Source organism: Streptomyces sp. NPDC014907 (assembly GCF_055562975.1).
This window is the reverse complement of the sequence record NZ_JBVHEG010000006.1, coordinates 93,778-118,719: the sequence shown is the minus strand read 5'-3', so window position 1 is coordinate 118,719 and position 24,942 is coordinate 93,778. Positions and strand designations below refer to the sequence as shown.

The window sequence follows — 24,942 nt, the reverse complement described above, 5'->3', positions numbered from 1 at the left end:
CTCTGGAGACGGCATGACCAGCGCGACCACCGGACACGGGCCCGAGGAGTCCCCGCCCGCCGAGCGCCCCCTCGACTTCATCCGGGTGCACGGGGCACGGGAGAACAACCTCGCCGACGTCGACGTACGCATCCCCAAGCGCCAGCTCACCGTGTTCACCGGCGTGTCCGGCTCCGGGAAGAGCTCCCTCGTCTTCGACACGATCGCCGCCGAGTCGCAGCGGCTGATCAACGAGACCTACAGCACGTTCGTCCAGGGCTTCATGCCCACTCTCGGGCGCCCCGACGTCGACGTCCTCGAAGGCCTCACCACGGCGATCGTCGTCGGCCAGGAACGCATCGGCGGCAACCCGCGCTCCACCGTCGGCACCGTCACCGACGCCAACGCGATGCTCCGCATCCTCTTCAGCCGGCTCGGCGAGCCCCGGCTCGGCTCTCCCCGCGCGTACTCCTTCAACATCCCCTCGATGACCGGCGCCACCGCCGTCACCATCGACCAGGGCGGCCGCAAGGTCGAGGAGCAGCGCACCTTCGACGTCGCCGGCGGCATGTGCCCGCGCTGCGAGGGCATCGGCTCGGTCACCGACGTCGCCCTCGACCAGCTCTTCGACGCCGCCAAGTCCCTCGACGACGGTGCCCTCACCGTTCCCGGCTACCACGTCGGCGGCTGGAACTGGCGGGTCTACGCCGAGTCCGGCCTCGTCGACCCCGGCAAGCCGATCGCCGAGTACACGGAGGAGGAGCGCGAGGCCTTCCTCCACCACCCCCCGACCCGGCTGAAGATCAACGGCCTCAACACCACCTACGAGGGCCTCGTCGACCGGGTGCGCAAGTCCCTCCTCGCCAAGGACGTCGACGCGCTCCAGCCGCACGTGCGCGCCTTCGTGGAGCGCGCGGTCGCCTTCATGGACTGCCCCGACTGCGACGGCACGCGGCTCAACGAGAGGGCCCGGGCCTCCCGGATCGGCGGCGTCGGCATCGCCGACGCCTCCCGCATGCAGATCAGCGACCTCGCCGAGTGGGTCCGCGGCCTCGACGAGCCGGGCGTCGCCCCGCTGCTCGCCTCGCTCCGGCACACCCTCGACTCCTTCGTGGACATCGGGCTCGGCTACCTCTCGCTGGACCGCGCCTCCGGCACGCTCTCGGGCGGCGAGGCGCAGCGCGTCAAGATGATCCGTCACCTGGGCTCGCCGCTCACCGACGTCACCTACGTCTTCGACGAGCCGACGGTCGGCCTGCACCCGCACGACGTCCAGCGGATGAACGGCCTGCTGCTGCGGCTGCGGGACAAGGGCAACACGGTCCTCGTCGTGGAGCACAAGCCGGAGGTCATCGCGATCGCCGACCACGTCGTGGACCTCGGCCCGGGTGCCGGCACCGAGGGCGGCACCGTCTGCTTCGAGGGCGCCGTCGAGGGCCTGCGGGCCTCCGGCACCGTCACGGGACGCCACCTCGACGACCGCGCCTCGCTCAAGACCTCGGTGCGCACCCCCACGGGCTCGCTGCCGGTGCGGGGGGCCGGGAAGCACAACCTGCGGGACGTGGACGTCGACGTGCCGCTCGGGGTGCTCACGGTCGTGACCGGGGTGGCCGGTTCGGGCAAGAGTTCGCTGATCGAGGGGTCGGTCGCCGGCCGCGACGGGGTCGTCTCCGTCGACCAGGGGCCGATCAAGGGGTCGCGGCGGAGCAATCCCGCCACCTACACGGGCCTGCTCGACCCGATCCGCAAGGCCTTCGCCAAGGCCAACGGCGTCAAGCCCGCGCTGTTCAGCGCCAACTCCGAGGGCGCCTGCCCCGCCTGCAACGGCGCGGGCGTGATCTACACCGACCTGGCGATCATGGCGGGCGTGGCGACCACCTGCGAGGTCTGCGAGGGCAAGCGGTTCCAGGCCTCGGTGCTGGAGTACGAGCTGGCCGGACGGAACATCGCCGAGGTGCTCGCCATGCCGGTCACCGAGGCGCTGGAGTTCTTCGCGTCCGGCGCGGCCCGCGTCCCCGCCGCCGTCGCCGTCCTCGGCCGGCTCGCCGACGTCGGGCTCGGCTACGTCGCGCTGGGCCAGCCGCTGCCCACCCTCTCCGGCGGCGAGCGGCAGCGGCTGAAGCTGGCCACGCACATGGCGGAGAAGGGGGGCATCTACGTGCTCGACGAGCCGACCACCGGTCTCCACCTGGCCGATGTGCGGCGGCTGCTCGGCATGCTCGACCGGCTGGTCGACTCGGGCCGGTCGGTGATCGTCGTCGAGCACCACCAGGCGGTCATGGCCCACGCCGACTGGATCATCGACCTCGGCCCCGGGGCGGGCCGTGACGGCGGCCGGGTCGTCTTCGAGGGCACCCCCGCCGAGCTCGTCGCCGCCCGCTCGACCCTCACGGGCGAGCACCTCGCCGCGTACGTCGGCGCCTGACGCGCCGGCCGGCCCCGCCCCGCGCGGGGCCGGCCGGGGGGCCCAACCGGCCAAGCGTCCTCTTTCGGCCATCATCAATCTTCTTCTGGCTAGGTTCTTTCACTTGTTGGCCGGACCGACACATTCCGGCCAAGGATGGGGCCGAGTCAACGGAGACTGATTTCACGGGGAAGTGATGGACGTGATCTGTGGCGCCACCGCGCGCGTGAGCGAGAAGCCGGCATCGCGCCGATGTCGTACGAACCGCCCCTCCCCCTCCCCGTACCACGACGATCCCCCGGACCCGGGTGACAGTCCCGGCCGGACCCTGCGGGGTGCGATGGCCGCATAACCGCACAGGGAACCGCCAGGAACCACGCGCTCTTGATGTCGTGAAAGGCACCGCACCGCGTCCGTGCGACGGGGCTGCCAGCTTTCGTGGGATGTCCAGGGAGGATGTGCTCGTGGGCGTTCGGAACTCCGACGTCGTCTTCGTTCGATGGCCTGCACAGGCGGATCTGCGGACCCGCTACCGGAAAGAGGGGGTGCCGCGCCTGCTCGTCGTCGAGGCGGGCGCGCAGCCCCCGGTCAGCAACGATCCGGTCGAGGACTGGATACGGCCCCCGGTGTCCAGGGACGACCTGGAAGCCCGGGTCAAAGCACTGCAGAGTCGTTTCGACAGCTGCCGGGTCCCCACGATCGACTCGACGGGAACCCTGAGCTACGGCCCCAGCTCGATCACCATCTCCACCACGCAGACCGAGCTGATGCGGCTGCTCATCGACCGCTTCGGCGAAGTCGTCTACCGCGCCGAGTTCGTGGAGTGCCTCGCCATGCGGACACCCACGCTGAACCGGAACTCGCTCGACCTGCACATCATGCGGCTGCGGCGCCGGCTCCTCCCGATCGACCTGTCCATCCGGACCGTCTGGGGAAGGGGCTACATGCTGGAGAACGCGACCGCGGCCGAGGCCGTCCCGGTGGGCAACGCCGGCGGTATCTGACCGCCGCGGCTCCCCGCCCGGGGCCCCTGCGGCTCCCCCGCCCGGGGCCCGCACGGCTCCCTCCCCCGCCGGGGCCCCGCGGTTCCCCTTCCCCGCCCGGGGCCCCCCTCCCGGCGCGCGCCCGTCGCGCCCCCTCCCCCGCACGCGGCGGAGCCCCCCGCGCACGACGAGAACCAGGGCCTGTCCGGCCGAACGGAACCGACAGGCCCTGGTGGCGGCGGAACCCCGCCTCAGCCGTCGGCGCCGTCGGACAGCAGCTTCTCGTGGACCTGCGCCCGCAGCCTCCGCAGCTCGGGGAAGGGCATGGTCACCCGCCGGGCCAGGTAATCGACGCCCGAACTTCCCCCGGTGCCGCCGCGGTTGCCCACCATCTTCGACACCAGCGCCAGATGCGTCATCTTCCACCGCCAGTAGCCGTTGGCCACGTCCAGCAGGCTGTCCGCGATCCGGTTGAGCACGCCCGCGCCCGGCCCCTGTGCGCACACCTCGGCGACGGTGATGTCCCGGTGCGCCGCCAGCTGCTCGAACGCCTCGTACAGCCGGCCCTGTTGCCGGTCCCCGCCCAGCAGCCGTGCCAGCAGCCGGAACTGGGCCGACTGCGCGCCGCTCGCCCCGTCGAGGTACGGACGGAACTCGGCGAAGTGGCGCAGCGGCAGCTTCTCCAGCGCCATCACCTGGCCGTGCAGCACCCGCAGCAGCTCGACCGTGCGGTCGAGGAACTCCAGCGCCAGTTCGTCGTCCTCCGGACCGTACGGCGGCACCATCGCCTCCGCGGCCGCGTCCAGGTCGATCGTGACCTGCTTCAGCCACAGCTCGCACGCCTGGTGGGTGACGATGAAGAAGTGCTCCGCCTGGATCACGGACCGGCTCGCGGAGTCCGGCGTACGGGTCTCCTGGAGGCCCAGCAGGACGTCGACGTTCAGATAGTCCGCGTAGGTGAGGGCCGTCATCGGCCGGCCCCGCCGCAGCCGCGGGCGAAGTCGAGCAGTTCGCGCACCCCGTGCCGCAGCGTCTCCAGCTCCCCGCACATGGCGATCCGGATCAGATGGCGCGACCACGGCGCCGGTTCGGCCGACAGCACCCGCCCCTTGGCGTCCAGCCGGGGCATCAGCGCGAAGCCGCCGCCCGGCACCACCGCCACGTTCCGCGTCTCCAGCAGACGGCTGGAGAACTCCTCCGCGGACAGCCCGGTCGGCGCCACGTCCAGCACCGCGTACCAGCCGCCCGCGGGCAGCTCCGGCATCAGGCCGGCGTCCCGCACGGCGGGCAGCGCGGCATCGCGGTTGGCGAGCACCATCGCCCGGTTCTCCCGCACCACGTGCCCCAGCCGCAGCGCCTCCAGGCCCGCGTACTGCACCGGCGTCGCCATCGCGATGAGGTTGGCCTCCTGCACGATCCGCACCGCCCGCGCGGTCCGCTCGTCGGCGGTGGCCAGGTACCCCAGCCGGTAGCCGGTCATCGCCAGGCTCTTGGAGAAGGTCTGCACGGTGTGGACGATCCGCTCGCCGACCGGCACGTCCCGCTCCAACGACGCCGTCGACACGTGCTCCCCGTCGAAGACGAACTGCTCGTACGCCTCGTCGCTGATGATCTGCCAGCCCTCCCGCCGCGCCATGTCCAGGAGCGCGGAGAGCGTCGCCGCGTCCAGGACCGCCCCGGTCGGGTTCGACGGCGAGTTGATCAGCAGCACCCGCGTCCTCGGCGTCGCGGCGGCGAGCACCGACTCCGGGTCCGGCCGGTAGTCGGCGCCCAGCGGGTAGAACACCGGGCGCAGCCCGGCGAGCAGCGCCTGCTGCAGGTGGATCGGCCAGTGCAGCTCCGGCAGCAGGATCTCCGCGCCCGGCTCGGCCACGGCCTGCATCAGCGCCGCCAGGCCCTGACAGGACCCGGGCGTGACGAAGACCCGCGACACGTCCGTGTCCACGCCGTTCTCGTCCGCGAGCTTCTCCACCAGCCGCTCGCGCAGCTCCACCAGGCCCTCGACGTCGGTGTACGTGGTCCGCCCCTCCTCGGCGGCCCGCGCCAGCGCCCGGGCGACCTCCGGCGGCGGGGTGAAGTACGGCTCCCCCACGTGCAGTTTGGTGATGGGCCGGCCGGTGACGCGCTCGCGTTCGCCGGCCTCGCGGAAGACGCGGTGCAGTTCGGAGGAGGGGATCGTCGCCGCGATCGCGGCACCGTCGGACAGCTGGGAGGAGGGGCTTGGCAGGGGCATCAAAACTCCGTTTCGATCGTGGCGGCGGCGCTGCCGGATCAGGAGGTGCGGCCGCCGTCGACGGGAATCAGGGCTCCGGTGATCCAGCCGGAGAAGTGCGGGTCGAGCAGGCCGCACACCCACCCGGCGACCTCGCCGGGCCGGCCGAAGCGGCCCATCGGCGTCGCCGCGAGCAGCCCCGTCCGGAGCGCGTCGGAGCCCGCGGCGTCGAGACCCATGTCGTCCCACATCGGGGTGGACACCGGTCCCGGCAGGACGGCGTTGACCCGGACGTCCGGGGCGAGTTCACGGGCCAGTGAGCGGGTGAGACTGTTCAGCGCGGCCTTGCCGGCGCCGTAGAAGGAACGCCCGGGCATGGCGAGGACCCCGCCCACGGACGACACGTTCACCACCGCGCCGTGCTCCTTCCGGAGCTGCGGCAGCGCCGCGCGGATCAGCGCCGCCGGGGCGCGCACGTTCACCGCGAGCAGCCGCTCGAAGTCGTCGTCGGACGCCTCCTCCAGCGGTGCGAAACGGGCCAGGCCGGCGTTGTTGACCAGCCCGTGGACCGTGCCGAAGCGGGCGGTCGCGGCGGCGACGACCTCCTCGGCCGCCCCCGGCAGGGTGATGTCGGCGGCGACCACCTCGACGCGCTCCCCGCCCGGGCCAGCGGCCAGTTCGCGCAGCGCCGCCTCGCGCCGCCCCACGGCGACCACCCGCGCGCCGCGCTCCAGGAGCAGCTCGGCGACCGCGCGCCCCATGCCCGTACCGGCGCCGGTGACGATCACCGCGCGCCCGGCCAGGCCGTCTCCGTGATCGGCCACCGCGCACCCTCCTGTCGCACCGTCCTCGGACGGACCCGGCCGAGCCGGTACGGGTCCGCGCGCCGAGCGGTCGCGAGCCGGACCTCCGCCTCGCCGGGACCGTCGCCGTCCCGGCCAATCTCCCGTCTGTCCCCCGCTTCGGCACCCCGTTCCGACAGAACTGCGCCAGATGCGCCCGGGCCCGACGGCCCTGTTGTGACGATGCGGGCACCGGCACGGCCCACCGCTCTGCCGCGCCCCCGGCCCCCGCACGGAAGGTTTCGCCGATGAGCCCGACCACGGCCGGCACCGCCGCCTTCGACCTCACCGACCCGACGACGTTCGTGCGCCACGATCCGCTCGCCTTCTGGGCCGGCATGCGCGACCGCGAACCCGTCCACTGGCACGAGGGCCGGGAGGGCCGGCCCGGCTTCTGGGTGGTCTCGCGGTACGCCGACGTGGTCGCCGCCTACACCGACGCCGCCCGGCTCAGCTCGGCCCGCGGCACCGTCCTCGACGTCCTGCTCCGGGGCGACGACTCCGCCGGCGGACGGATGCTCGCGGTCACCGACCGGCCCCGCCACCGGGACCTGCGCACCGTCATGCTCCGCGCGTTCTCCCCGCGGGTGCTCGGGTCCGTCGTCGAGCGGGTCGGGCACCGTGCCGCCGAACTGGTCCGGGACGTCACCGGTGCCGGCCCCTTCGACTTCGCCGCCGAGGTCGCCGAGCACATCCCGATGGGCACCATCTGCGACCTGCTGTCGATCCCCGAAGCCGACCGGCCCGACCTGCTGCGCTGGAACAAGAACGCGCTGTCCTCCGAGGAGGCCGACGCCGATCCGTACGCCGCGCTGGAGGCCCGCAACGAGATCCTGCTGTACTTCATGGACCTGGTCGAGCGGCGCCGCGCCGAGCCCGGCGACGACGTCGTCAGCATGATCGCCACGGCCGACGTCGACGGCGCGCCGCTCTCCGCCGAGGACGTCGCCCTCAACTGCTACAGCCTGATCCTCGGCGGCGACGAGTCCTCACGGGTGTCGGCGATCTGCGCCGTCAAGGCGTTCGCCGACCATCCCGACCAGTGGCGGGCCGTACGCGACGGCGAGGTGTCCCTCGACACCGCCGTCGAGGAGGTGCTCCGGTGGGCCACCCCCGCCATGCACTTCGCCCGCACCGCCACCACGGACCTGGAGATCGGCGGCCGGCGGATCCGCGCCGGGGACATCGTCAGCCTGTGGAACACCTCCGCCAACTTCGACGAGCGGCAGTTCGACCGGCCGGACCGGTTCGACACCGCCCGCACCCCCAACAAGCACGTGTCCTTCGGCCACGGCCCCCACTTCTGCCTCGGCGCCCACCTGGGCCGCGCCGAACTCCGCGCCCTGCTCACCGCCCTCGCCTCGACCGTCCGCGACATCGAGACGGCCGGCCCGCCCAAGCGCGTCTACTCGACCTTCCTCAACGGCCACAGCACCCTGCCCGTCACCTTCACCGGCCGCTGACCGCCCCTCCCGGAACGGGACACGGGACACGGGACGGGACGGGACAGGGCGGGGCGGGGCGGAACACGAGGCGAGGCGGGAAACGGGACGGGACGGGGGGACACGGAACGGGGCGGGCCCGGCGCACCGGGCCCGCCCCGCCGTCACACCGAGGCGCGCAGCGCCACCTTGTCGACCTTGCCGACGGGGGTGCGGGGAAACTGCTCCACCGCCACCACCCGGTCCGGGATCTTGTACGTCGCGAGCCCCCGCCCCCGCAGGAACGCCTTGACCGCCGCCGAGCCCACCGGCTCGCCGCGGAACACGACGAAGGCCACGCACCGCTCGCCCAGCGCCTCGTCGGCCACCCCGACCACCGCCGCGTCCCGGATCGCGGCGTGGGCCAGCAGGTGCTCCTCGACCTCCTCGGCGGGCACCTTCTCCCCGGCGCGGTTCACGATGTCCTTGATCCGCCCCACCACCACGATGTTGCCGTCCGGCCGGCGCCGCACCAGGTCCCCGGTGCGGAAGTGCCCGCCGGGCGTGAACGCGGTCCGGTTCTGCTCCTCGGCCCGGTAGTAGCCGCGGATCGTGTACGGGCCCCGCACCACCAGTTCGCCCTCCTCCCCGTCCGGCACCGGCCGGCCGTCCGCGCCGACGACCAGGACCTCGTCGTGCTCGGCCAGCGGCCGCCCCTCGGTGGAGACGGCGACCTCCTCCGGGTCGTCCAGGCGCGTGTACGTGAGCAGCCCCTCGCCCACGCCGAACCACTGCGACAGCGACGCGCCCATCACCGGCCCGACGTCCGCGGCCCGCCCGCTGTCGAACTTCGAACTCCCCACCTGGAGCAGCAGGTCCGGGAAGCGCGCCCCCGACTTGCGGGCGGCGTCGATCCAGAGCCGTACGACCGGCGGCACCAGCGTCGTCAGCGTCACCCCCTCCCGCTCGATCAGCGCGAACACCTCGGCCGGCCGGACACTGGACGTGAGCACCGCGGTGCCGCCGGCCAGCAGCGCGCCGAGGACACCGGGGCAGCCGAGCGCCGAGTTGTGACCGACCGGGTTCACCGCCAGGTACACGCCGTTCTCGTCGAAGCGCAGCGCCTCGGCGGTGGCCCGCATGTTGTACGCGTAGTCGTCGTGCGTCCGCGGGATGAGCTTCGGCAGCCCCGTCGTCCCGCCCGACAGCAGGAACAGCGCCGGCTCCGACGGATCGACCGCGGGCATCTCCCGCCCCGGCACCCGCAGGTCCGCCAGCGCGGTGAACTCCTCGGCCTCGCCCGCCACCAGGACGTGCTTCAGCGACGGCACCCCGGCCATCACCTCACGCGCCAGCGCCCGGTGGTCGAAGCCCTGCACCTCGTCGGCGACGACCAGGGCGACCGCCTCCGCGTGCCCGCACAGATGGGTGAGCTCGACCTTGCGGTGCCCCGGCAGCGCCATCACGGGGATCGCCCCGATCCGCAGCAGCGCGAACACGACCACGACGAACTCCGGCACGTTCGGCAGCTGGACGACCACCCGGTCCAGCGGCCCGACGCCCCGGTCCAGCAGACCGCCCGCGAGCGCCGAGGACTCCTCGGACAGCTCGGCGTAGGTCATCCGCCGCTCCCCGCACACCAGCGCGACCTTCCCGCCGTACCGCGCGCACGCCTCGTCCAGCAGGTCGCCCAGCGGCCGCCCCCGCCAGTACCCCTCGCGGCGGTAGAGCGCTGCCAGTTCCTCGGGCCAGGGCACACAACCTTCGAGCATCGCTTCCCTCCAACGGAGCCGACGGACCGGACCACGGCGCTCCCGCGCCGCCGCCCAGGGTGGCCGACCCCTCGGGGGCACGAGAGAACGAAGACAGGGACACGACAGGAGCGGCGACGGGCCCGCGCGGCCCCCGCCGGGCCCCGGGAGGCGGCCCGGCGGCCGCCGGACCTCCGCCCCCCGGCCCCCTGTCGCACTCCTTTCGCGCCACCCCGCCGGCACCGCGCCGAGCGGCTAGCTTCGGTGGCCGGCCCAGCGCCCCCCGTACCGCAGTACCGCAGTACCGAGAGGACGGAGTCAGCACGTGCCGACCGTTCCGCAGTTGTTCGAGTCCGTCGTGACCCGCGCGGGAGAACACCCCGCCGTGGTGTACGGCGACCGCGTCCTCACCTACACCGAGCTGAACGCCCGGGCCAACCGCCTCGCGCGGACGCTGGTCGCGCGCGGCGTCGGACCGGACACCCCGGTGGCGGTCGCGATGCCGAAGAGCGACGAGCTGACGGTCGTGCTGCTCGCCGTCCTCAAGGCCGGCGGCGCCTACCTCCCGCTGGATCCCCGGTACCCGGCCCAGCGCCTCGCCCACATGGTCGGCGACGCCCGGCCCGTCCTGCTGGTCCACCCGCACGGCGAACGGCCCGAACTCGACGCGCCGGTGCCCACCCTCGTCGTCGACGACCCCGACGTCGTACGGGAGACGGCGGTCCGCCCCGGCCACGACCTGACCGACCGGTGCCGCAACGCCCCCCTCGACCCGCGCCACCTGATGTACGTCATCTACACCTCGGGCTCGACGGGGACGCCCAAGGGCGTCGCCGTCACGCACGCCGGCGCCTCCGACCTGGTGGCCGCCCAGGCCGCGACCCTCGCGCCCCGGCCCGGCGACCGCGTCCTGCAATGGGCGTCCATCAGCTTCGACGCCGCGTTCTGGGACTGGTCGACGGCCCTGCTGTCCGGCGCCACCCTGGTCATGGCCCCGGCCGACGACCTGCTGCCCGGCCCGCCGCTGCACGCCACGCTCCGCCGCCACGGCGTCACCCACGCCACACTGCCGCCGGTCGCGCTGAGCGTCACCGACTCCGACGGCGTCCTCACCGGCGGCACCGTCATGTCCACCGGCGACGCCTGCACCCCCGCCCTGGTCGCCAAATGGGCCCCCGGACGCCGGATGTTCAACGGCTACGGACCGACCGAGACCACCGTCGGCTCCACCATCGCCGGCCCCGTCGCCGACGGCGACGACATCACCATCGGCACGCCCTGGTCCGGGAACCGCGTGCAGGTCCTCGACGAGCGCCTCCGCCCCGTCCCCGACGGCGTCGACGGCGAGCTGTACCTGGCCGGCAACGGCCTCGCCCGCGGCTACCTCGACCGCCCGGGCCTGACCGCCGCCCGCTTCGTGCCCGACCCGGCCGGCCCGCCCGGCAGCCGCATGTACCGCTCCGGCGACCGCGGCCACCGCCGCGCCGACGGACAGCTCGTCTTCTCCAGCCGCGGCGACGACCAGGTGAAGATCCGCGGCTTCCGCGTCGAACTCGGCGAGGTCGAGGCCCGGCTGGCCGCCCACCCGGCGGTCGACGTGGCCGCGGTGACCGTCGTCGGCGACCTCGCGGGCGCCCGCCTCGCCGCCTGGATCAGCACCGTCGACGGCGCCGGCCTGACCGGCGCCGACCTGCGCGCCCACGCGGCGGAGACCCTGCCCGAGCACATGGTGCCCTCCTCGGTCCACCTCCTGCCGAGCCTCCCGGTCACCGCCAACGGCAAGATCGACCGCGCGGCGCTGCGACGGCTCGCGGAGCAGCCCGGCGAGCCCGCCGGGGCCCCGCCCGCCGAGGCCTCCGCCGATCCGGTGGAGCGCGCGGTGTGCCGGCTCGTCGGCGAGATCCTCGGCGTCCCCGACGTCCGCCCGGACGACAACTTCTTCAAGCTCGGGGGCCATTCGGTCCTGGCGACCCGCCTCGCCGGCCGGCTCCGCGACGAACTGGGCGTCGCCGTCCCCATGCGGGCGGTCTTCGAATCGGCCACCCTCGCCGAACTCGCCGCCGCCGTACCGGCCGACCGCACCCCCCGCCCCTAGGACGCGTGCCGGACGTCCCGCCCGCCCGGCGGCGCCCGGCCCGCACGCCACGGCACCCCCGCCGACGCCCCGCCCGGCGTCCCGGGACACCCCCGCCCGTACCCGCGCCCGCGCCCGCACCATGCCCTCCCGCCACGCCCTTCCGCCCGTCGAAGGAGAGACCGTGTACGACCCGGCCCGCGGCTTCCCCCAGGTGGTCGTCGAACTCGCCTACGCCGACCCCGACCGCGCCGTCGACTGGCTCGTCCGTGCCTTCGGGTTCCGCCTGCTCCTGCGGCAGCCGGCCACCGGCGGCATCCACCACGCCGATCTCGACACCGGCGGCGGCGTCGTCATGGTCCGGCGCACCGGCGACCGCCACTCCACGGCCTGCGCCGGCGCACACACCTGCAAACAGGTCATCGTGTGGGTCCCCGACGTCGACGAGCACCACGCCCGCGCCACGGCCGCCGGCGCCGACGTCCTGCATCCCCCCACGGACAAACCGTGGGGACTGCGCCAGTACCTGGTCCGCGACGTCGAGGGCCACCTGTGGGAGTTCACCCGCCACCTGAGGGACGTACCGCCGGGCGACTGGGGAGCGGTGGCCACCGCCTGACCCCGGCAGGGCACACCGATCCCGAACTGGAGGAAGCACCGTGACCATCGATCCCGCCCTGGCGCCCCGCCGGAGCCCCGTCGCACGGCTGCCGCACGCCTCGTCCGCCCCGCCACGCCCCGCGGGCACGGGCGCGCGGGCCGCGGTCGCGGGGGCGGCCCCGCCGTCGCAGGACACCCTCGACGGCCGGTTCGCCCGGATCGCCCGCCGTCGCCCCGAGACCGTCGCCGTCCAGGAACCCGGCGGCGGCCTGACCTATGCCAAGGCCGATCTGTGGGCCTCCCGGCTGGCGTCGGTGCTGATGCACGGCGGCGTCCAGCTCGGCGACCCGGTGATCGTCCACTGCGACGACCACCGGCAGTCCCTGGTGGCCCAGCTGGCCGTCCTGAAGGCGGGCGGCGTGTGCGTGCCCGCCGCGCACGGCCTCGGCCCCCGCGAACTGCGCGGCATCGGCATGCTCAGCGCCGCCTCCACCGTCCTGTGCAGCCGCTCCACCCGGGAGGCGTGGGCCCGCCGCCACACCACCCTGGCCCTGGACGACCCGGAGACCCGGCGCCGCATCACCACCCACCGGCTGGAGCCGGCGCTCCCCCTCTCGCACCCCGCCGAGGCCGCCTACCTGCTCGTCTCCCACGAGGAACCCGGTTCCCCCACCGGGCACCTGGTCGACCACCGCGCCTGGCGCCTCGCCGTCGACGAGCGGGTCCGCACGGCCGGTCCCGCCCCCAGCCGGTTCCACGTCGCCGGCCCCCCGTCCGGCCCCGCCGCGCTCTCCGCGATGTGGTGGGCGTTCGCCTCCGGCGCGTCCCTGCGGACGATGCCCCGCCCCGGCACACCGGCCGGCGGCGACGGCGCCCTGTGCGCCGCCGTCTGCACCCCCGAGGAGTACGCCGCCCTTCTCGACGTCCTCCCGTTCCGCCCCCGGCTCGTCCAGCTCGTCGGCGGCCCCGTGCCCGCCGGGCTCGTCACCCGCCACTTCGCCACCCTCCCCGGCACCCGCCTCCGCGCCGACTTCGCCCCCACGGACGGCGTCCTGCCCTGGACCTCCCGCGAACTCACCCTGCCGGTCACCGCCCCGCACACCCTCGGCACCCCGGTGCCCCAGGCCCGGGTCCTCGTGGTCGACGACCGAGGGCGCGCCCTCGCCCCCGACCGGGCCGGCGAACTCTGCGCCACCGGCCCCGCCCTCCCCTTCACCGTCGTCCGAGGCCCCGGCCACACCGCCCCCGCCGGGGCGGAGGCCCCCTTCCTCCGCTCCGGCGTCTCCGCCCGCCGCCTCCCCGACGGCAGCCTCGAACTCACGGCACCGGCCTCCTGACCCCTCTCCACCACGCGCGCTGCCCGCGAAACGGAACGACACCCACCCCGGCCGACCCCGGCGCCCCAATCCCCCGGTGCTCCACTCCCCGGCATCCGTTCCGCCCCGGCCGACCCCGGCGCTCCGCTCTCCGGCATCCGTTCCAGCGCGGCGGCACCACACGGGGACCGGGACCGGACCGAGGACGGCCGCACCGACGCGTCCACCGGACCGCCCGCCGCGACCACCCGGACCGGTCCGTGGCCCTCCGGCCACCGGCCGACGGGCGTCCGGGACACCCGCCGCGCACCGCACGCGGACACACCGGCACTCCGCGCCGGAACGGACGCCCCGGTCGGGGTGCCCACCACTGAGACCTTGATCACGCACGCCCCCGACCCCACACCCCTCGCCGGAACGCCCCAGGTCAGAAGAGGCGGCGCGAGCGCGTGACGGCGCCCACCGGAAAGGGAGGCGACCTTCCCAACCCCTATCCGCTAGGCTGTCAGCGGTCAGTCGGCCTTCAGGGCGCCTGCCGGGGAAGATGTCCTTCCGGACCTCACCCGGCACCACCCCGGGGGAAGCCCGACCAGGGCGTTTGTCTCACCCGCCCCGGCACCCCCTGGGGTCACCGGAACGGTCGTCGACAAGCCCCGCCTTCGTAGCTCAGGGGATAGAGCACCGCTCTCCTAAAGCGGGTGTCGCAGGTTCGAATCCTGCCGGGGGCACAAGGGAAAAGGACCCCTACCGATCTTGGTAGGGGTCCTTTGACATCTACGCCTGACATCAACGGCAGCGGTCAGGGACGGCCGGGCCGCCTCTTGAGCAGCCGGTCCATGTGACTGATCGCCTCGCGCTGCGTGTCCTGGACGACGTGCGTGTACACGTCCATCGTGATGCTGATCTGGCTGTGTCCGAGGATCTCCATCACGACGCGGGGCGCGACGCCGGCGGCGGTGAGCAGGGTGGCGCAGCCGTGCCGGGCGTCGTGGAGCCGGATGACGCGGAGCCCGGCGGAGGCGGTGACGCGGGTGAAGGAGCGATACACGTTCCGAGGCTCGACCGGGCTGCCCGTACGCGTCGTGAAGACGTAGTCACTCCCCTTCCACTCCTCCCCTGCCTTGGCCCGCTGATCGTTCTGCCGCATCCGATGCCAGCGGAGAGGCGCGATACACATGGCGGGCAGCGGTACGGCACGTCGGCGGCGGCCCTTGGGGTCGTCGTCGTACAGGACCCCTCGGCGCCGCTGCGTCTGCTGGCGGACGTAGAGGACGCGCTTGTCGAGGTCGATGTCCGCCCAGCGAAGCCCGACCAGCTCGCCCCGACGCAGCCCCATGGCAATGGCGAGGACGAAGGCCGCGTAGAGCGGGTCCTTCCTGGCGGCGGCGAGGAAGTCAAGCGTCTCGTCCAAGGACCAGGGGCTCAGTTCCCGTGCTTTCGGTCGGGGCGGCTCGACGAGGGTGGCCACGTTGCGCGTGATCAGCTCCTCGCGGCAGGCGGCGGTGAGCGCGGTACGCAGCACGCGGTGGGATTCCTTGGCCGTGGCGGCGGTGGTCTTCTTCTCCAGCTGGACGAGGAAGCGCCGGACGTCGGCCACGCTCAGGGACTCCAGCCGCTTGGAGCCGATCCCCGGGATGAGGTAGAGGCGGACGTGCGCCTCGTACTTGTCGTACGTACTGAGCTTGCGGCGCGGCTGGACGACGTTCTCCAGCCAGTACGGGAGCCACTCGGAGAGCTTCGCCGAGCGGGTCGGCACGGGGACGCCGTTGTCGACCGCTTCGAGGAGCGCGCGGCGTTTGGTGTCGCACTCGGCCCAGGTCTTGCCGTACGCGAACTTCCGGGCGCGGGTGCCGTCCGGCTGGAGGACGTAGACGGCGGCCTGAAAGCGTCCGTCCTTCCGCTGGGTGATGGTGCCGGCGCCGTTCGGGTTGCGCTTGCGCTGGGTGGCCATCAGGCAGCCTCCTCGATCTGGTTGTCGATGAAGTCCCGGATGGCGTCGGCGGGAACGCGGCGCGCCCGGCCGATGGTGATGGAGACCAGGCGCCGGGAGCGGATGAGGTCATAGACCGTGGAGCGTCCGAGCTTGAGCCGCTCCATGACCTCGGGCACGGTCAGCAGTTCAGTGGTGGCGGTGGTCATGCCATCTCCCCTTCCAGGTCGGATAGTTCGGCGCGGATCTCTCTGGCGTGTTCGCGGTTGTGCTGGAGGTCGCGGCGGATGTTGGCGGCGAGCCAGGACTCGCCGGGGGTGGCGCCGTGGCCGGCGTAGGCCCAGTGGGCGACGACGAGGAGGGTGGACTCCGGGTGTTCGTCGGGGTCGGGCAGGCCGAGGGCGGTGCGTTGCTGGGCGGCGCGGTAGTCGGCGCGGACCTGGCGCAGGGCGCCGAGGGTGGTGGAGTAGGCGCGGGACTTGGTGGAGAAGTGGCCGCGGAAGCCGAGCATGTGGGCCCAGGCGCGCAGGCGCCGATCCGGGTATGCGGCGTCGAGGTCCATGCAGGCTTCCATCAGCCGTCGGGGATGCTCGGGGACGTCGAGGAGGATCAGGGCCTCCTTGTTGCCCACGCGGTGATCGACGGAGCCGGTCGTCTCGGCGGCCTTGGTGGCGTACTTGGCGACGTAGGCGGCGACGGCCTGTTCGGTGAGCTCTTCGCCGTGGCCGAAGGCGCCGATGGGCTGGACGTCGAGCTGGGTGCCCCAGGTGAGCGTGAGGTCCTGGCCGACGCCGTACGCGGGTGCGGCGGGAACGACGACGCGGACGCGGGCGGCGGCGGCATGGATGGCGTCGGTGAGCAGGTCGAGGGTGGCCCAGGCCGGGGGCGGGGTGTGGGGTCCTTTCGGGCCGTCGAAGCGGATGACGGCATGGAAGTGGACGGCGCCGCGCTTTTGGTACTCGGCGACCTTGCCGAAGGAGACGCGGGACTGTTCGCGGGCGGCCTTCTGGGTGAGGCCGGCGCGGGCGGCGATCTCGCGGCGCAGGTAGATCGTGAAATACCGCCACAGCTCGGAGGCGTGGTTGTTCCACAGCACCGCTCCCGCGTAGTCGTACCCGGCCGGGTCGAGCGGGGTGCCCAGCTCCGGGGCGTCCTCGGGGTGGCGGGTGCCGCAGCGGCAGGGCCGGGTGCCGGGCCGGTTGTGGACCGGGCCGAAGGACGGGGCGGTGAGGGTGGCGAACACGCGGGGGTGGTCGCGGATGGTGTCGGGGGTGCCCTTGTCGGGGGCGCCGGTGAGTCCGGCGCGGATGAGGTGGTAGGTGTCGCCGGCGTAGGTCCAGGCGCAGGAGGGGCAGCGGGAGGCCCGCCGGTTGCCGCAGGCGACGCGCAGGACGCCGCCGGGTTCGGCGTCGGTGTTGTAGGCGTGGAGCACGGTGCGGGTGGCAGGGTCGAGGGTTTTGGTGGCGCCGGTGAGGCGGATGGGGGCGGTGCAGCCGCCGGTGCGGCGGAGTTGGTCGGTGAGGCGGTCGAAGCCGGGAGACCCGGCCAGCCGGAGCAGATCGCTCAGGGTGGCCGGGTCCAGGCCCGCCGCGGTGGCGGCGTCGGTCAACGGGTCACTTCCCCGCGCGGACCAGGGCGGCCGGGGCGGTGCGGGTGCCGGTGCCCTGGCAGGCGGGGCAGGCGGCGGCCAGGGTGCGGCGCTGTCCGTCGGGGGTGTGGGTGCCGGTGGTGATGTGGACGACGGGGAAGCCGTCGCAGTGGGAGCAGACGCGCGCGGCCAGGGTCTGGGGCATCATGAGGTTTCCCTTTCGGGTCCGGTGGATCTGGGAGGGGTTGAAGGCGCCCGGGGCGGCGGAAGTTTGGCGACCGAGGCCGTCCCGGGGGCCGCTCAGTGTGTGTTGCGCCTGCCGTGGCCCTTGGCCGCGTACATCGCCTTGTCGGCGGCCGACAGGGCATCGGTGAGGGTCGGCACCGGCAGGTGGCCGGGGTAGCAGCAGCCGACGGAGGCGGAGACCGCCAGGACGTGCCCCTGGTGGGTGACCGGGCTGTCCAGGCCGGACCAGAGGGCGAGGAGGCCGGCGGTGCGGTCGGGGTGGGCGACGATGGCCGCGAACTCGTCCCCGCCGAGCCGGGCGGCGATCCCGTGCCGGCCGCACCAGCCGCTCAGCCGCTGAGCGGTGGCGGTCAGGACCGCGTCTCCGGCGGCGTGGCCGTGGGTGTCGTTGACAGCCTTGAAGTCGTCCAGGTCGACCAGGAGCACCAGCGCGCCGGGGTGCTTGGCGATGAGGCGTTCGGCGCGGGCGGTCCATCCGGCGCGGGTGTGCAGGCCGGTCAGCGGGTCGCGGCGGGCGGTGGCCAGACGGCGCGAGAGCAGACCACCGTGCAGGGCCCAGCCCAGGGCCGGTAAGCCCGCAGTGGCCATGGTGTAGGTGTCCATGGGGGTCACCGGCCCTTCTGCATGTCGCGGACCAGGAGACGCAGGACGACGGCGATCAGGGCGACGGAGACGCCGGTGAGGGCGACCGCCAGGAGCATCGAGACCAGGACGGCGCCGACGACCAGGACGACGGCGCCACCGCCGGCGGCGAGGGCGAGCGCGCTGCCCGGGGTGAGCTGGATGGAGGTGCGGGCCGGGGCGACCGGCACCGGGGCGGGAGCCGGGGTGACCGGTTCGATGTCGGCGGGGGTCGGCTGGGCGAGCGGGGTGACGAGGCCGGTCGGGAGCGGGTTGACCGGGATGCGCGGCTGGAGCATGGCGGTTCTCCCTACTTGGTGATCGGGTCGATGAGCGGGGCGAACAGGCTGTCGGCGAGGAGGTAGCCGCCGAGGAGGATCACGGCGACGAGCCACCAGGGCGGGCGGATGAGCTTGATGCCGAGGCCGCCGACGACGATCAGAGCGAGCCAGAGCGGAACGTCCATGACGCGGAACTCCTCAGTGGTCAGCGGGGGTTGCAACGGTGGGTACTGGCCGCCAGCTCGGCGGAAGCGCGGGTGTTGTAGTCGGCGGAGAAGTCGCAGCCGGGGGCGGTGCACACGGCGGTGTGCTTGGTCAGGCCCCTACCGTCGTGGTGGGTGCCGACGCGGACCGGGCCGATGCGAATCACGTGGTGGAAGCGGTTCGGACGCACGGGTCTTACCTCCTTCCTGATCAGGCGAGCTGGAGGGCGATGGAGTCCGCGAGGGCGGCGGGCATGCCGTGCCGGGTGCGCAGGGTCTCCGCGTCGATCGGCGCGCCGGTCTGGGCCCGGTGGGCATCCGCGATCTTCTGGGCGTGCGCCAGCAGCGCGGGCGGCACCGGGACGGCGGGGGCCGAGGGAACAGGCTCCGGCTGTTCCTCCTGCGGGACGGGGTCCGGCAGGAGCTCTTGGGCGGTGGGTTCGGCCGGCGGGAGTTCGGGCGCCGGTTCCGGGGTCCGTTCGACGACGAGGTTGACCGGTTCGGGCTCCGGAACGGGGACAGGGTCGGGGGTGGGGTGGGGTGCGTGGGCGAGGAGGGTGCCGCCGAGGAAGGCCAGGGCGGGCCATCCGGCGACGAGGATGCGCAGCCAGGCCGGGACGTCGTTCATGTCGAGGAGTCCGGCGGTGGCGACGTTCGCGCCGAGCGAGGCGATCAGGGCGATGGCGAACCACAGCCAGGCGTCGCGGTTGACGGTGTCGGTGCGCATCCGGCGCCAGGCGGCGACCAGCAGCAGGTCGACGGAGACCGGGTAGGCCCACGCCTTCCAGCCGTCCTGACCGGCCGCGGCCGCCAGGTCGTGCAGGTGGGCGAAGGACAGGGCCCCGGCGATGACGGCCTGGACCAGGACGGCATCGGGGCGGAGGGTGCGGAACACGAGGGTTCACCTCCTTTCGGGCATGGGGCGGGTAGGGACCTGGCGTGAGACGGTCACGCCGACCGAGGGGGAACAGCAGCGCTACGCGGTGGCCGGACTCGGCTTGGCCAGCGGTACCGACTCCGGCTCGCCGACGCTCACCGGGGTAGCCGGGCGCCAGGCGGCGACGGCGGGCAGGTCCGGGGTGAGGTGCGCGTGCGCGGCGCAGATAGCGGCGGCTTCGGCGGCGGTGAGGGCGGGGGTGCGGATGCGGGACCAGCCACCGGAGGTGTCCCCCGCGACCGCGACGCCGGGCCGGTCCGGCGGGATCGTCAGCACCGTGACCACCGCGTCCGGGGCGATGTCGCCGACACCCATCTCGGCGGTCTGCTTGTCGTTGACCCGATGCACGGTCCGGCCGGTGAGCTGGGCGCGCAGCGCGGTGGCGCCCTTGCCGAGGTCGGAGCCGAACCGCTGCCCGCAGACCTCCAGGAAGATGCCGGCGGCGCGCGCCATCTGGCCCAGGCGGATCAGCTGGGTGACCATCCGGTCCCGGCGTTCCTCGTCCTTCTTCGTCACCACGAGGAACAGCTCGGCGACCTCGTCCACCAGGACCACGACCGGCACCGGCCGCAGGTGCTCGGGCAGGGCCCAGATGTCGCCGACACCGTGGTCGCTGAGCAGGTCGAAGCGCTCTTCCATCTCCCCGACCAGCCCGTCCAGCAGGCCGTCGGCTTCCTCCGGGGTGATGGCGAGGGCGGAGAGGCGGGGCGCGTAGCCGCGGTGCTCGACGCCGCGCTTGCAGTCGATGCCGACCAGGGCCACCGGCAGCCGGGCCAGCCCGGCGATCAGGTTGCGCTGGTACATCGACTTGCCCGACTGGTTCGCGCCGAGGGTCAGCGCGTGCGGGACCTTGAGGTAGTCCCGGACGAACGCGGTGCCGTCCTCCCGCAGCGCGACCGGCACCGTCATCGGCCCGGACAACTGCTGGCGGGGCATCCGGACCTTGCGCAGGACGTCGTAACCGGTCATCCGCAGTTCCACGAACCCCGGCTTGATCTCCACCACGGTGACCGAGTGGACGCCCCAGGCGTGCCGCAGCCGCTCGGAGGCCGCCATCACGTCGGCGGGCTCCAGACCGGCCGGGAGGCGCAGGGTGACGCGCAGGCCGGTCGAGGTGCCCCGGAACCGGCGGACCTTCGGCGGTACCGGCTGGACGTCGGGGCGGCGGGCGAGGTTGCGGACGAGGAAGGCGCGGAAGCGGGACGGCTGCACCGTCAGCCCGCACACGTCCATCGTGGAGCGGTAGGTCATGGCGAACCGGGTCGTCGCCACCGGCAGACCCGCCAGCGACCAGAACACCCGGGGCGCGCGGACCTTCGCGTAGCCGAGACCGCCGGCGGTTCCGGCGAGCGGGAGGCCGACCTCCCATAACGTCGCGATGTCCGTCATGGTCAGGCCCCCAGCGGGGTCACGGCGACGGCGCGGAACGAGATGCCGTGCCGGGTCTGGCCGTTGAAGGTGTTCTCCCAGTCCCGGGCCTTGAGGCCGATGACCGTCACCGGCATGCCCGGCGTCAGGTTCTCCGGGAGGCCGGTCTCCGGGATGGTCACCTGGTAGAGGTTGCCCTCGCCCTCGTCGGAGATCAGGAGTCCGACGGTGGAGAGGCCGGCACCGGTCTCCCGGTCCATGGCGCGCTCGCCGGTCTGCTTGCTCACGAGCTTCGGGACGGGGGCCGTGGCCACGAACACCACAGCGGTAGAGGTGTCCACCTTGAACGACGGCATGGGTTTCTCCTTCGAGATGGCAGGAAGGGGGCAGATGACCAACTTGACTAACCTGGTTGGTCACATCTCGAAGTTAAGGGAGATGGCTAGCCATGTCAACGACATGACTGCCATGACTGTCCTGACCTAGGCCACTCGCCTACCATCGACTCATGACCTTTGTCCCCGAGCCCCTCGACCCAGACGACGACCGTGCCCCCTACGAGCAGGTGGCCAGCAGCCTCGGCGCTGCCATCCGAACGAGGCGACTGGGTCCCGGCGAGAAGCTCCCGTCCCACAAGGAACTGACGGAGCTTTACGGGTTCGCCCGGGCGACGATCCAGCGCGCGTTGCGCGACCTCGAAGATGAAGGGCTCGTGGTCTCCCGCAAGGGCAGCGGAGTCTACGTACGCAACCGGACGGAAAGGCCGGCGGGACTGCGGCCGTACGTCGAGCAGGCCTTCGCCAAGGATCACGTCACCATCGACTTCGCCGGATTCTCCAGCGAGACCCTGCACGGCGCGCTTCAGGAGCCGCTCGACAAGATCCGGATCGGCAGGCTCACGCCGTCGAGCATCACCATGCGGATACTCGTTCCGGACATGTCCGTGCCGCAGGCCGCACCCGTGCGGATGGAGGACGGTGCCGACGACAAGCGGCTCCGCGACCGCATGCACGACATCATGGTCGGCTACACCCGCAGCATCCGAGACGCCATCACCGAACTCGGACACCTCGGACTGGTCGCCGAGACCAGCATCAACGTCCGCGTTCACAGCGGCACGCAGTTCTTCAAGCTGTACGTGATCAACGACGAAGACGCGTTCTTCGGGTACTACCCGATCCGCCCCAACAAGGTCGTCGCCCAGGGCGAGATGATCGAGATCTACGACCTCGTGGGGAAGGACACCGTCCTCTTCCACCACTCGATCAACGACGGCGAGTCCTCGGGCGGAGCCCAGCAGGTCCAGCAGGCCCGGATGTGGTTCGACAGCGTCTGGGAGACCATCGGAAGGGACTTCGACCTTGACACACGCTGATCCGCTCACCGAGACCCTGGCGAACGCCCGCGTCATCCTTTTCGATTTCGATGGACCCATCTGCGACGTGTTCGCGGGACTGCCGGCGCCAGAGGTCGCACGAGAGCTGACGGCCCTCCTCTCCGCTCAGGATGAGGCCGCGGGCGCGAAGGCCACCCAGACCGACGACCCGATCGAAGTCCTGCGCATCGCGCACGAAACCGACACCGAACTGGGTCAGAAAATCGAGCAGGCTCTCACGGCCGCCGAGGTCCGAGCCGTCGCAGTGGCCGGCCAGCCGACACGAGGAGCCGCGGAAGCGATCCAGGCAGCGTGTTCGGCCGGTCGAGGTGTGGCAGTGGTGAGCAACAACTCCGCCGAGTGCGTAAGGGTCTTCCTGGAGCTCCACAGCCTGGAGGAGTACGTCACGAAGATCGTGGGGCGGCCTTCCGAGCAGCCGCATCTGATGAAGCCGAACCCGTTCCCGCTCATCACGGCGGCCGAGCAGATGAACATCGATGTCACGAGCTGCACTCTGATCGGCGACTCGCTCACCGACATCCAGGCGGCCCACACAGCCGGGGCAACGGTAGTCGGGTACGCCAACAAGCCCCACAAGGCGGATCAGTTCACCGACGCGCAGGCCGACGCCATCACGGAAGACATGCAGGCCATCGCAGACGCGCTCACCACGGCGTAGCCAAGAGGCAGCGAGGAAGCTGTTACAGATTTCTCTACCTCATCAAGGCACCCGCCGCGCACGGCGCGGCGCGCGCGGCCCGTCGCCCGGGCCTGCGCTCCTGTCTGCGCCCCGCTCCAGCCCGGCCGCCGGCCGCACGCCTGACGGCTCGGGTTGATGGGTGGTGAACCCCTCTGTGGCTGGGGCGGTCGGCTCCACGGCTTTAGGCAGCCACTTTGGGGCGAGCCTCTAAGATCATGGCCCCAACGTCGTGCTTTACCGGGCAGGTCCACAGACTGCCCGACGCGCCGGAAGCTTACGGGGCCATGATCACTCGCCCCAAAGCAGCTCCAGCCCAAAGCCGCTCCGCCGACCTAGCTCTATCAGCGGTCCTCCAGTTCACGCAGAGCCCCTCGCAAGTCACTCACAGGCGTCCAAACAAATTCCCGCCCTCGGCGGACTCGGTTCAGCAGGCCAAGCTTCTCTAGGCCCATAAGGTCCTGCCTAGCCGTTTCATAAACAACGTTATGGCTATTTTTGTGTGACTTAGCAGTGAAGTTAGCGTTGGGATTCTTAAGTGCATACTCCAGTACGGCAACCTGTCGCGGATTAAAGAGATTGGGTGCTGTCGATACGGTCTCCTGCAGTTTCCTCAGTTCACTCATCTTATCTGCGAGATATTGATGAAGTTGCTTGATGGCCCTTTGGAGCACCTCGATTTGATAGAGGTAGAAGTATGTCAGGTCATTTTCGTCTTCGGTATACAAATAACTACGCGCATACCTGGACGGTGCCCCCTTGAGGATTGCGGAGATAACAATGAATTCCGTTAGCCAGTAGCCTTGATTGAGCATCGACCAGTAGAAAATGGCTCGCGCGGTGCGCCCATTACCGTCTTCGAAGGGGTGCTCGTACCCCAACATGAAGTGCAGAGTAATAGCTCGCAGAACAGGAGGAACGTACCCGTCCCCGATGTCGCCGTTCGCGAAGTCGCAGAGCCTCTGAATCCTGTGAGGTAGATGCTCAGCATCAGGAGGCTGATGCAGCTCCAGGCCGGAATCGGTAAAAACACCGATACGATCTTCATCGGGCAACTGAAACCTGCCCGCAGCATCCGGATTGGATAGAGTGCCCTTGGTGACAATCCTGTGAATTTCACGGATAAGATCAGGAGTTAGGCGCTCTTCCCTGATTGCCCCAATGAAGCGCATGGCCTCATAGTTGTTCAAAATCATTCGCTCATCGCGATCCCTGGGAGACCTGCCTGTGCGAATCATCTCCTTGGCGACTCGACGCGTCGTTGCAGCCCCTTCTAGCTGACTGGAGTTGATCGCCTCCTCGATTAGAGAGTTGACCAGATACCGATCTCTAGTTGCAGGATTGGTAACTTGTTCACTAATCGCAATTTGCCCACTCGTGTCGCGGTTGATTTCCTCAAGCGCCTTGAGGAGCACGTCGGGAAGCGCGAAAGTGAATGCATTCCCCTCCTTGTCCATCAGAGGTAGAGTTCGCTGCATTTGCTGCCTGACAAACTTGACGCCGAGCCACCATTCCTCGCGGGTCAAGCCGGTGGGCGGCTCCTTGAAGCGCATTTTGTCCCATGGAAGGTAGGGATCTGACGGGCCAGCCGGAATGGCCTTTAGGATATCTGTCAGCCTGTCAGACCTCTCTGTCACTACCTTGTGGAAGAGAGCGCGAAAGTCTGGCGGTGGCGATGGCTTCTTCAAGTAGGCCTCCCGGCACCCTGGGACGCAGCCAGCGCCCTTCCTACTAGTCAGCTTCACACTAGTAGAAGAGGCGGTTAGCAGGCACGGAGGAAACAGCGTCGCCTGGGAGATGGCGCTTGGAGGCGTCAGGGTCATGCCCACCCGGCCGGCTGCGGGAGCCGCCCAACCACCATGGTGGTTGTCTGCTTACCCGCCCTGAGCTGCGCAAACGCAACCAGTGCAGGCTTTGCCGCCCAAGAGTGGGAGCAACTACTAGAGCTACCAGTCCTCCTACTACCAGCCCAGCCTTCTAGTAGTTGGCCGCGGCCAGAACCCTCGATCGGTGACCAGACCTGCCCTGAGCTGCGCAAACGCAACCAGTGCAGGCTTTGCCGCCCAAGAGTGGGAGCAACTACTAGAGCTACCAGTCCTCCTACTACCAGCCCA

Annotated in this window: 24 protein-coding genes and 1 tRNA gene; 9 read left to right on the top strand and 16 right to left on the bottom strand. The window is 71.7% G+C overall.

Going from position 1 to position 24,942, the window contains the following annotated elements; genetic code table 11:
- The first annotated feature begins 13 nt into the window (after positions 1–13).
- Entirely contained in the window at positions 14–2,404 is a 2,391-nt protein-coding gene (locus ACZ3IL_RS18360) for an ATP-binding cassette domain-containing protein (protein WP_467391451.1), read from the top strand.
- A gap of 422 nt (positions 2,405–2,826) precedes the next feature.
- A complete protein-coding gene (locus tag ACZ3IL_RS18355; RefSeq protein ID WP_467391450.1) occupies positions 2,827–3,387 on the top strand; it encodes a winged helix-turn-helix domain-containing protein in 561 nt (186 codons plus the stop codon).
- Between the two features lie 230 nt (positions 3,388–3,617).
- Here the strand turns inward: ACZ3IL_RS18355 and ACZ3IL_RS18350 are convergent, their stop codons facing one another.
- Genes ACZ3IL_RS18350 through ACZ3IL_RS18340 form a run of 3 tightly spaced genes read right to left on the bottom strand, consistent with a single transcriptional unit; the run spans position 3,618 to position 6,402 of the window.
- Positions 3,618–4,337 carry a tryptophan 2,3-dioxygenase family protein gene (locus ACZ3IL_RS18350; protein ID WP_467391449.1) on the bottom strand — a complete coding sequence of 240 codons (720 nt, stop codon included), beginning with the start codon at positions 4,335–4,337 and terminating at the stop codon, positions 3,618–3,620.
- Positions 4,334–5,599, bottom strand: coding sequence for a pyridoxal phosphate-dependent aminotransferase (locus tag ACZ3IL_RS18345; protein ID WP_467391448.1), 1,266 nt, complete (start codon positions 5,597–5,599; stop codon positions 4,334–4,336). Before ACZ3IL_RS18345 ends, ACZ3IL_RS18350 begins: the two co-directional genes overlap by 4 nt.
- Before the next feature lie 38 nt (positions 5,600–5,637).
- A complete protein-coding gene (locus tag ACZ3IL_RS18340; protein ID WP_467391447.1) occupies positions 5,638–6,402 on the bottom strand; it encodes an SDR family NAD(P)-dependent oxidoreductase in 765 nt (254 codons plus the stop codon).
- A gap of 266 nt (positions 6,403–6,668) precedes the next feature.
- Here ACZ3IL_RS18340 and ACZ3IL_RS18335 point away from each other — a divergent pair, with 266 nt between their 5' ends.
- Positions 6,669–7,883, top strand: a complete 1,215-nt coding sequence (locus tag ACZ3IL_RS18335) for a cytochrome P450 (RefSeq protein WP_467391446.1) — start codon at positions 6,669–6,671, stop codon at positions 7,881–7,883.
- Between the two features lie 143 nt (positions 7,884–8,026).
- Here ACZ3IL_RS18335 and ACZ3IL_RS18330 read toward each other — a convergent pair whose 3' ends face one another.
- Positions 8,027–9,613 carry a (2,3-dihydroxybenzoyl)adenylate synthase gene (locus tag ACZ3IL_RS18330; RefSeq protein ID WP_467391445.1) on the bottom strand — a complete coding sequence of 529 codons (1,587 nt, stop codon included), beginning with the start codon at positions 9,611–9,613 and terminating at the stop codon, positions 8,027–8,029.
- 304 nt (positions 9,614–9,917) lie between these two features.
- Here ACZ3IL_RS18330 and ACZ3IL_RS18325 point away from each other — a divergent pair, with 304 nt between their 5' ends.
- From ACZ3IL_RS18325 to ACZ3IL_RS18310, 4 genes are all read left to right on the top strand, one after another.
- Complete coding sequence (locus tag ACZ3IL_RS18325; protein ID WP_467391444.1) at positions 9,918–11,687, top strand: non-ribosomal peptide synthetase; 1,770 nt, start codon at positions 9,918–9,920, stop codon at positions 11,685–11,687.
- 163 nt (positions 11,688–11,850) lie between these two features.
- Entirely contained in the window at positions 11,851–12,285 is a 435-nt protein-coding gene (locus ACZ3IL_RS18320; protein ID WP_467391443.1) for a VOC family protein, read from the top strand.
- A gap of 40 nt (positions 12,286–12,325) precedes the next feature.
- Complete coding sequence (locus ACZ3IL_RS18315) at positions 12,326–13,603, top strand: AMP-binding protein (protein WP_467391442.1); 1,278 nt, start codon at positions 12,326–12,328, stop codon at positions 13,601–13,603.
- 634 nt (positions 13,604–14,237) lie between these two features.
- Positions 14,238–14,310, top strand: a tRNA-Arg gene (locus ACZ3IL_RS18310).
- 71 nt (positions 14,311–14,381) lie between these two features.
- Here the strand turns inward: ACZ3IL_RS18310 and ACZ3IL_RS18305 are convergent.
- The 11 genes from ACZ3IL_RS18305 to ACZ3IL_RS18255 form a co-directional block, all read right to left on the bottom strand.
- Positions 14,382–15,533: a tyrosine-type recombinase/integrase gene (locus ACZ3IL_RS18305; protein ID WP_467391441.1), complete on the bottom strand. Its 1,152-nt coding sequence runs from the start codon at positions 15,531–15,533 to the stop codon at positions 14,382–14,384.
- Positions 15,533–15,721 carry a helix-turn-helix transcriptional regulator gene (locus ACZ3IL_RS18300; protein ID WP_391916556.1) on the bottom strand — a complete coding sequence of 63 codons (189 nt, stop codon included), beginning with the start codon at positions 15,719–15,721 and terminating at the stop codon, positions 15,533–15,535. The genes ACZ3IL_RS18305 and ACZ3IL_RS18300 overlap by 1 nt, the downstream gene beginning before the upstream one ends.
- Positions 15,718–17,121, bottom strand: coding sequence for a replication initiator protein RepSA (gene repSA, locus ACZ3IL_RS18295; protein WP_467391440.1), 1,404 nt, complete (start codon positions 17,119–17,121; stop codon positions 15,718–15,720). Before repSA ends, ACZ3IL_RS18300 begins: the two co-directional genes overlap by 4 nt.
- Before the next feature lie 4 nt (positions 17,122–17,125).
- Positions 17,126–17,308, bottom strand: coding sequence for a hypothetical protein (locus tag ACZ3IL_RS18290; RefSeq protein ID WP_467391439.1), 183 nt, complete (start codon positions 17,306–17,308; stop codon positions 17,126–17,128).
- 92 nt (positions 17,309–17,400) lie between these two features.
- On the bottom strand, positions 17,401–17,949 hold the full coding sequence (locus ACZ3IL_RS18285; protein ID WP_467391652.1) for a GGDEF domain-containing protein: 549 nt from the start codon (positions 17,947–17,949) through the stop codon (positions 17,401–17,403).
- A gap of 5 nt (positions 17,950–17,954) precedes the next feature.
- A complete protein-coding gene (locus ACZ3IL_RS18280; RefSeq protein WP_467391438.1) occupies positions 17,955–18,266 on the bottom strand; it encodes a SpdD-like protein in 312 nt (103 codons plus the stop codon).
- Between the two features lie 11 nt (positions 18,267–18,277).
- Positions 18,278–18,433 carry a hypothetical protein gene (locus ACZ3IL_RS18275; RefSeq protein ID WP_093874849.1) on the bottom strand — a complete coding sequence of 52 codons (156 nt, stop codon included), beginning with the start codon at positions 18,431–18,433 and terminating at the stop codon, positions 18,278–18,280.
- Between the two features lie 20 nt (positions 18,434–18,453).
- Positions 18,454–18,642, bottom strand: a complete 189-nt coding sequence (locus ACZ3IL_RS18270) for a mobile element transfer protein (protein WP_467391437.1) — start codon at positions 18,640–18,642, stop codon at positions 18,454–18,456.
- Between the two features lie 20 nt (positions 18,643–18,662).
- Positions 18,663–19,346, bottom strand: a complete 684-nt coding sequence (locus ACZ3IL_RS18265; protein WP_467391436.1) for a DUF2637 domain-containing protein — start codon at positions 19,344–19,346, stop codon at positions 18,663–18,665.
- Positions 19,347–19,427: 81 nt separating this feature from the next.
- Positions 19,428–20,777, bottom strand: coding sequence for an FtsK/SpoIIIE domain-containing protein (locus ACZ3IL_RS18260; protein ID WP_467391435.1), 1,350 nt, complete (start codon positions 20,775–20,777; stop codon positions 19,428–19,430).
- A gap of 2 nt (positions 20,778–20,779) precedes the next feature.
- Complete coding sequence (locus ACZ3IL_RS18255) at positions 20,780–21,112, bottom strand: SCO3933 family regulatory protein (protein ID WP_467391434.1); 333 nt, start codon at positions 21,110–21,112, stop codon at positions 20,780–20,782.
- Between the two features lie 152 nt (positions 21,113–21,264).
- On the opposite strand from ACZ3IL_RS18255, the gene ACZ3IL_RS18250 reads away from it, so the two are divergent.
- The gene (locus ACZ3IL_RS18250) at positions 21,265–22,131 is read left to right on the top strand and encodes a GntR family transcriptional regulator (protein ID WP_467391433.1); all 867 of its coding nucleotides are present in this window, start codon (positions 21,265–21,267) and stop codon (positions 22,129–22,131) included.
- Complete coding sequence (locus ACZ3IL_RS18245) at positions 22,118–22,810, top strand: HAD family hydrolase (protein WP_467391432.1); 693 nt, start codon at positions 22,118–22,120, stop codon at positions 22,808–22,810. Before ACZ3IL_RS18250 ends, ACZ3IL_RS18245 begins: the two co-directional genes overlap by 14 nt.
- Before the next feature lie 362 nt (positions 22,811–23,172).
- On the opposite strand, the gene ACZ3IL_RS18240 is transcribed toward ACZ3IL_RS18245, so the two are convergent.
- Positions 23,173–24,354 (bottom strand): Fic family protein, encoded by a 1,182-nt coding sequence (locus ACZ3IL_RS18240; protein ID WP_467391431.1) that lies wholly within the window; start codon positions 24,352–24,354, stop codon positions 23,173–23,175.
- Between the last annotated feature and the right edge of the window lie 588 nt (positions 24,355–24,942).